At 66.0% G+C, this 6,182-nt stretch carries 6 protein-coding genes; 3 read left to right on the forward strand and 3 right to left on the reverse strand.

The window, feature by feature from the left end:
- Window positions 1-192 precede the first annotated feature (192 nt).
- The 3 genes from CSC64_RS13580 to CSC64_RS13585 all read left to right on the forward strand — a co-directional run bounded on the left by CSC64_RS13580 (window position 193) and on the right by CSC64_RS13585 (window position 1,835).
- Window positions 193-570, forward strand: coding sequence for a hypothetical protein (locus tag CSC64_RS13580; protein ID WP_162435866.1), 378 nt, complete (start codon window positions 193-195; stop codon window positions 568-570).
- A 68-nt stretch (window positions 571-638) separates the two neighbouring features.
- The gene (locus tag CSC64_RS14100) at window positions 639-1,127 is read left to right on the forward strand and encodes a Pycsar system effector family protein (RefSeq protein WP_484573154.1); all 489 of its coding nucleotides are present in this window, start codon (window positions 639-641) and stop codon (window positions 1,125-1,127) included.
- A gap of 3 nt (window positions 1,128-1,130) precedes the next feature.
- Window positions 1,131-1,835 (forward strand): adenylate/guanylate cyclase domain-containing protein, encoded by a 705-nt coding sequence (locus CSC64_RS13585; protein ID WP_162435867.1) that lies wholly within the window; start codon window positions 1,131-1,133, stop codon window positions 1,833-1,835.
- Between the two features lie 140 nt (window positions 1,836-1,975).
- Here CSC64_RS13585 and CSC64_RS13590 read toward each other — a convergent pair whose 3' ends face one another.
- The 3 genes from CSC64_RS13590 to CSC64_RS13600 form a co-directional block, all read right to left on the reverse strand.
- Entirely contained in the window at window positions 1,976-3,268 is a 1,293-nt protein-coding gene (locus CSC64_RS13590) for an adenylosuccinate synthase (protein ID WP_162435868.1), read from the reverse strand.
- Between the two features lie 289 nt (window positions 3,269-3,557).
- Window positions 3,558-5,282, reverse strand: coding sequence for an amidohydrolase (locus CSC64_RS13595; RefSeq protein ID WP_162435869.1), 1,725 nt, complete (start codon window positions 5,280-5,282; stop codon window positions 3,558-3,560).
- 210 nt (window positions 5,283-5,492) lie between these two features.
- Entirely contained in the window at window positions 5,493-5,927 is a 435-nt protein-coding gene (locus tag CSC64_RS13600) for an OsmC family protein (protein ID WP_162435870.1), read from the reverse strand.
- Window positions 5,928-6,182 lie beyond the last annotated feature (255 nt).

The following is a 6,182-nucleotide window of genomic DNA, read 5'->3' on the forward strand; positions in this document are numbered from 1 at the left end:
CGCGCTGGCTCTGGACGTACAACCACGAGCGCCCGAATATGGCGCTCGGCGGCATCACTCCAGCCATGAAGCTGGCGATGGCCGCTTAGCTCCACTTCTGGCGGCTGCTAAAAGTGGGGGGATTACCCAGCCATTGCCCGAGAGAGACTAGCTCAGTGGGATATCACGCTGCGCCGCCAGACGTTTCGCTTGATGCGCATATCAGACCTAATCTACGACCAAGAATTCCTGGATGTGACATCACCCGAGCTCCGAGAGAGGCTCTACGATGTACTTGGATCAAAGTTTGAGCGAACAAACTCGCTCCACGGAATAGGAGCTGCGCTCTTCTTTAGAGGATTCTCTGGAGACACGCCTGAAGAGAGAGCACGCTACGTAAGCGTTATGGCTGGAGAGGAGGAGGACCTTCTGCATATGGACAAGATCCGCGCAGAGATCGTCGCTCTCCAAGACGCTATGGAGCTGTATCGCATAGCGGTCAATCAACTAGCTACTTCCGATGAAATTGTTCGAATGTCCGCCGCAGCGAGGGTTGCCACAACTTTGCCGCCACAAGGCGCTATCGCCTAGCCACCTACCCTCGCTGATCGACACGCCGACCTATCGGAAACACAACTCACAGAAAGCCGAGCGAACACATGGATAGGATCACGCTACTAGAGTCAAATTTGAATCGACAACTTCAGTGGATCAGCTGGTCTGACACCAAGAGCGCTTTTATATTCACGCTCGTGGCGGCCATGGTAGGACTGCTCGCGGCGGTCGCACCCGACCACGCGGCCAAATGGTCGACCGCACAGGCTATTAGCGCTTCATTCTGCGTCGCCACCTGCACCGCCGCCTTTCTGTTTCTATCTTTGGCCGCATTCCCCAGGACGAATGGCCCAAAGGGATCAATGGTGTACTGCGGCGGCATAGCACAACGCGAGCAGACACAGTTCCATCAAGACATATCTGCGGTCTCTGCTGATGACTATGCAATGGACTTAGCATTTCAGTGCCACCGAAATGCCGTCATCGCGTGCGAGAAGTTCAAGTGGATTCAACGCGCATCAATTGCACTCTACTTGTCTTTAGCTCCGTGGGTTGTAGCAGTTTGGCTGCTATACAGCGCTCCGAAGAGCTAGATCATGGCACTTTACGATGACCTTGCGTCCACCGTACGAAAAATTTTCGCTGATAGATGGATTACTCGTGACGGCCAAGTTGTTCCGGAACCGGAGTCTGTAGGCCTTGGAAATGTAGGCGTAAAACTCAAAGGGACCGTTCTTTACGCTGATCTTTCAGCATCCACTGTGCTAGTGGACAAAATGAAGGACGAGTTCGCCGCGGAAGTTTACAAGGCCTACCTACACTGCGCGGCAAAGATTATTGGCTCTGAAGGCGGCGCTATCACGGCCTATGACGGTGACCGGGTCATGGCTGTATTCATTGGCGGCAGCAAGAATACGAGCGCCGCCAGGACAGCCCTTAAGATCAACTGGGCCGTCAAGAACATAATTAATCCGCTACTCAAAGCTCAGTACCCTAATACGTCCTATGTGGTCGAACAAACTGTGGGCATTGCCACAAGCGACCTACTCGCGGCGCGGACGGGCATACGGGGCGCGAATGACCTTGTATGGGTCGGGAGCGCCGCCAATTATGCTGCCAAACTTACGTCGCTACCTCCGACGTTCCCTACGAGAATCACAGCTGCCGTGCATTCTCAGCTGGATCAATCTCTGAAGGTCACGAATGGTCGACCCATGTGGGAAGAAGTTACTTGGACCGCCATGGGCAATCAGAAAATCTATCGATCCACTTGGTGGTGGAAGGTCCCAGGCGCACCCTAAAGAGCACTGACGTGATGTCGCTTCGTGTCATCAACTTAGGGGGCCGTAGCTTGCTGCGGCTTGATTAGTCAAGAAAGCCCCGCTTTCGCGGGGCTTCCTGAGTCATTAGGTCCCGGCTCCCGCCGGGACAACGTGGCTGGTCAAGCAAACGGATCCCGCAACACCATCGTGTGATCCCGATCCGGCCCGGTGCTCACGATGCTGATCGGGCACCCCGCCAGCTCCTCCAGCGCGCGCAGGTAGGCGCGGGCCGCCGGCGGCAGGTCGTCCCAGTTGGTGATGCCGTGGGTGTTCTCGCTCCAGCCGGGGAACTCCAGGTACACCGGCGTGCACTCTTCCCACCCCTGCGCGTCCAGCGGCGCGTATTCGGTGCGCTTGCCGCGGTATTCGTAGGCGATGCAGATCTTCAGCTTGTCCATGCCGTCGAGCACGTCAAGCTTGGTGATGCACAGGCCGGAGATGCCGTTGATGGCCACCGCGCGCTTGAGGGCGACGATGTCCATCCAGCCGCAGCGGCGCGGGCGGCCGGTGGAGGCGCCGTACTCGGCGCCGCGGTCGCGGATGCCCTGGCCGATCTCGTCGTCCAGCTCGGTCGGGAACGGGCCGCCGCCGACGCGGGTGGCGTAGGCCTTGGCGATGCCGAGCACGTAGTCGATCGCGTCCGCGCCCACGCCCGAACCAGCCAGCGCGCCGCCGACGGTGGTGTTGGAGCTGGTGACGTACGGGTAGGTGCCGTGGTCGATGTCCAGCAGCGCGCCCTGCGCGCCTTCGAACAGCACGCGTTTGCCCTGCTTGCGCAGGTCGTGGAGGATCCCGGCCACGTCGGACTTCATCGGCTGCACGTATTCGCCGAAGGCCAGCGCCTCGTCCAGGGTCTGTTCGAAGTCGACCGCGTCCACGCCCAGGTACTTCGTGAGCACGAAGTTGTGGTAGTCCAGCGCGGTGCGCAGCAGCTCTTCCAGCTGCTTCGGGTAATGCAGGTCGGCGATGCGGATGCCGCGGCGGGCGACCTTGTCCTCGTACGCCGGGCCGATGCCGCGGCCGGTGGTGCCGATGGCCTTGCCGCCGGCGGCCTTCTCGCGGGCCTGATCCAGGGCGATGTGGTACGGCATGATCAGCGGGGCGGCCGGGCTGATCTTCAGGCGGCTGCGCACTTCCACGCCGGCCGCTTCCAGCTCGCCGATCTCCTTGATCAGGGCGGCCGGGGAGATCACCACGCCATTGCCGATCAGGCACAGCGCGTCTTCGCGCAGGATGCCGGACGGGATCAGGTGCAGGACGGTCTTCTTGCCGTTGATGACCAGGGTGTGGCCGGCGTTGTGGCCGCCCTGGAAGCGCACGACGGCGCCGATCTCTTCGGTGAGCAGGTCGACGATCTTGCCCTTGCCCTCATCGCCCCACTGGGCACCGATGACGACGACTGACTGGCCCATGGCCATGACTCCTTTATCTGGCGGCCATCGGGGCCGCGGGATGGACCGTGGCCGGTGGCCTGCCCTGCCCGTCCTGCCCGGCGATGCGGGAGGGACACGGGCCGCCATCGGGGCGGTCCGGGCAACGCGGGGTTCCAGACACGGAAAAAGCCGGGCGGGTGGCTCCAGGAGAAGCGGCCCCGACCGGCTTTTGCGGATTATCCGGGTTTTGGAGGGCCGGGGCCACCGGGCGCCGGGCCCCGTTCAAGCGCGGGATGGCGGCGGGATGGCGCCGGACGTGGCCGGCCGGTCAGTCGGCGGTATGGACGGGTTGGCCGTCGACCCAGGTGGACTTGACCTGGAGGTCGTCCAGGTCGGCCGCCGGGATCGCCAGGGGGTCGCGGTCCAGGATGACGAAGTCGGCGCGCAGGCCGGGAACGAGCCTGCCGACCTCGCCTTCGTCGTGGCCGGCGTAGGCTGCGCCGGCGGTGAAGCCGCGCAGGGCCTCGGCCGCGCTCAGCTTCTGCCCGGGCAGCCAGCCGCCGGGCGGGTGGCCTTCGCGGTCGGTGCGGGTGGCCGCGGCGAACAGGCCCAGCCGCGGGTCGACCGATTCGACCGGGAAGTCCGAGCCCAGGGCCAGCGGCACGCCCAGGTCGAGGTAGCGGCGCCAGGCGTAGGCGCCTTCGAGCCGGTCGTGGCCCAGGCGCGCCTCGGCCCAGGGCATGTCCGAGGTGGCGTGGGTGGGCTGCATCGAGGCGACCAGGCGCAACTGGGCGAAGCGCGGGATGTCTTCCGGGGCCACCACCTGGGCGTGCTCCACCCGCCAGCGCGGATCCGGGCGCACGCCCTGCCCGCCCAGCGCGTATTCGTAGGTGTCCAGCACCACGCGGTTGCCGCGGTCGCCGATCGCATGGGTGGCCACCTGCACGCCGCAGTCGCGGGCCTTGATCACCGCCGCGCCGAACGCGGCCGGGTCGGTGACGAACAGGCCGCGGTTGCCCGGCTCGTCGCTGTAGTCGGCCAGCAGCGCGGCGCCGCGGCTGCCCAGGGCGCCGTCGATGTACAGCTTCACCCCGGTCATCTGCAGGCGGCCGCGGTCGTGGCGGTAGAGGCCGTGTTCGCACAGGTCGGCCAGGGCACCGCTGTCGCCATCGGCGTAGGCGTCGATGCGCAACGGCAGGCGGCCTTCGTCGGCGAAGCGGCGCATCAGCGCCAGGTCGGCGCGGGTGACGCCCATGTCGTGCACGCCGGTGAGGCCGTTGCGCACGGCGGCGGCGAGCGCGCGCGACAGGGCTTCCTCGCGGTAGGCGTCGCTGGGCGCGAGCATCGCGCGCTCGACCAGGCGCATGGCTTCGTCGACGAACACGCCGGTGGCGCGCGTGCCGTCGCGCACGATGCGGCCGCCGTCGGGCTGCCAGTCGCCGTCGAGCTTGCGCGCGCCCTGCCTGGCCTCGGCGGCGCGCAGCGCAGCGCTGTTGCCCCAGCCGGCGTGGCCGTCCACCCGCACCAGCCACGCCGGGCGGTCGGGGAAGGCGGCGTCGAGCTGGGCGGTGGTCGGGAAGGCGGTGTCGGGCCAGCGGTTCTGGTCCCAGCCCCAGCCCTGGATCCAGGCGTCGGCGGGGGCGGTTTCCGCGAATTCCTGCAGGCGGCGGACGATTTCTTCCTGGCTGGCCGCGCCGGTGAGGTCGGCGCGCAGCAGGGCGTAGCCCAGCTCCATGAGGTGCGCGTGTGCGTCGATCAGGCCGGGGACGACGGTGGCCTTGCCGGCATCGACGCGGCGCGCGGCCGGGTAGCGCTTGCGCAGCTCGGCGGTGGAGCCGACGGCGATGATCCGGCCCTGCCCGTCCCAGGCGATCGCAGTGGCCTGCGGCTGGCGCGCGTCCAGGGTGTGGATGCGGGCGGCGGTGAGGAGGGTGGTGGCGTCGCCGGCGGAGGTGGAGGCCTTGGCGGGTTCCTGCGCCTGCGTGGTGGACGCGGATGCGGTGAAGCCGGCGGCCATGGCGAGGAGTAGGACGGGAGCGGCGCGCAGGCGCATCGGTTTCTCCGGGAACGGAAGTGGCCGGACTATGCCCAATGCGTGTACGCCGGGGCAACCACGCCGTTGTAGGAGCCCCATTCATGGGCGACCCGACGCCGTCTGATGGCACGACGTTCAACGCGCAGCATCCGGAGCGGGCGCGTTGAACGCAGCCGCGGCCGGACGCAGGGTCGCCCATGAATGGGGCTCCTACAAAAAAAGCCCGGGTCAGGCGGAGAGTTCGGCTTCCAGGGAGATGGGCACCGCGGACAGAGCCCTGGATACCGGGCAGTTCTGCTTGGCGTCTTCGGCGATGGCGCGGAACTTCGCCTCGTCGATGCCGGGGACCACGGCCTTCATCTTCAGCCGGATGTGCGAAAGGGTCGGTCCGCCCTCCATCGACAGGTCGACTTCGGCGCGGGTGTCGATCGACGTCGGGGTGAAGCCGGCCTCGCCGAGCGCGGCCGAGAACGCCATGCTGAAGCAGCCGGCGTGCGCGGCGGCGATCAGTTCCTCGGGGTTGGTGCCCTGCTCGTCGCCGAAGCGGCTGTTGAAGCCGTAGCGGGTGTCGGCCAGAAGGCCGCTCTGCGGGGTGCCGAGGGTGCCCTTGCCGGTCTTGAGGTCGCCTGCCCAGTGTGCGGTGGCGGTGCGGGAAATGCCCATGATGGCTCCTTGCGGTGGGTGGAAAACCCTCAGCCTATCGGTGCAGGCGTTAGCAGGCTGTTGTAGGAGCGGGCATGACCGCGACACGGTCGTCGGACCCATGACGGCGTCCCCTGTGCCGGGGGGGTCGTGTCGCGGTCATGCCCGCTTGTGTCTACCCGAACCGGGAGCCTTGAGTGGAGAGCGATGTGCGGCACGCCGATAGCCCGTTGTGTTGCGAGCACGTGTAGGAGCCTGAGCGGCCGCACATCGACC

This window comes from Pseudoxanthomonas koreensis (assembly GCF_010093225.1).
GTDB classification, from domain to species: domain Bacteria; phylum Pseudomonadota; class Gammaproteobacteria; order Xanthomonadales; family Xanthomonadaceae; genus Pseudoxanthomonas; species Pseudoxanthomonas koreensis.

Excerpts from the sequence above, each read along its gene's own strand:
- CSC64_RS13580 (WP_162435866.1), top strand. The coding sequence starts at position 193 with ATGCGCATATCAGACCTAATCTACGACCAAGAATTCCTGGATGTGACA.
- CSC64_RS14100 (WP_484573154.1), top strand. The coding sequence starts at position 639 with ATGGATAGGATCACGCTACTAGAGTCAAATTTGAATCGACAACTTCAG.
- CSC64_RS13585 (WP_162435867.1), top strand. The coding sequence starts at position 1,131 with ATGGCACTTTACGATGACCTTGCGTCCACCGTACGAAAAATTTTCGCT.
- CSC64_RS13590 (WP_162435868.1), bottom strand. The coding sequence starts at position 3,268 with ATGGGCCAGTCAGTCGTCGTCATCGGTGCCCAGTGGGGCGATGAGGGC.
- CSC64_RS13595 (WP_162435869.1), bottom strand. The coding sequence starts at position 5,282 with ATGCGCCTGCGCGCCGCTCCCGTCCTACTCCTCGCCATGGCCGCCGGC.
- CSC64_RS13600 (WP_162435870.1), bottom strand. The coding sequence starts at position 5,927 with ATGGGCATTTCCCGCACCGCCACCGCACACTGGGCAGGCGACCTCAAG.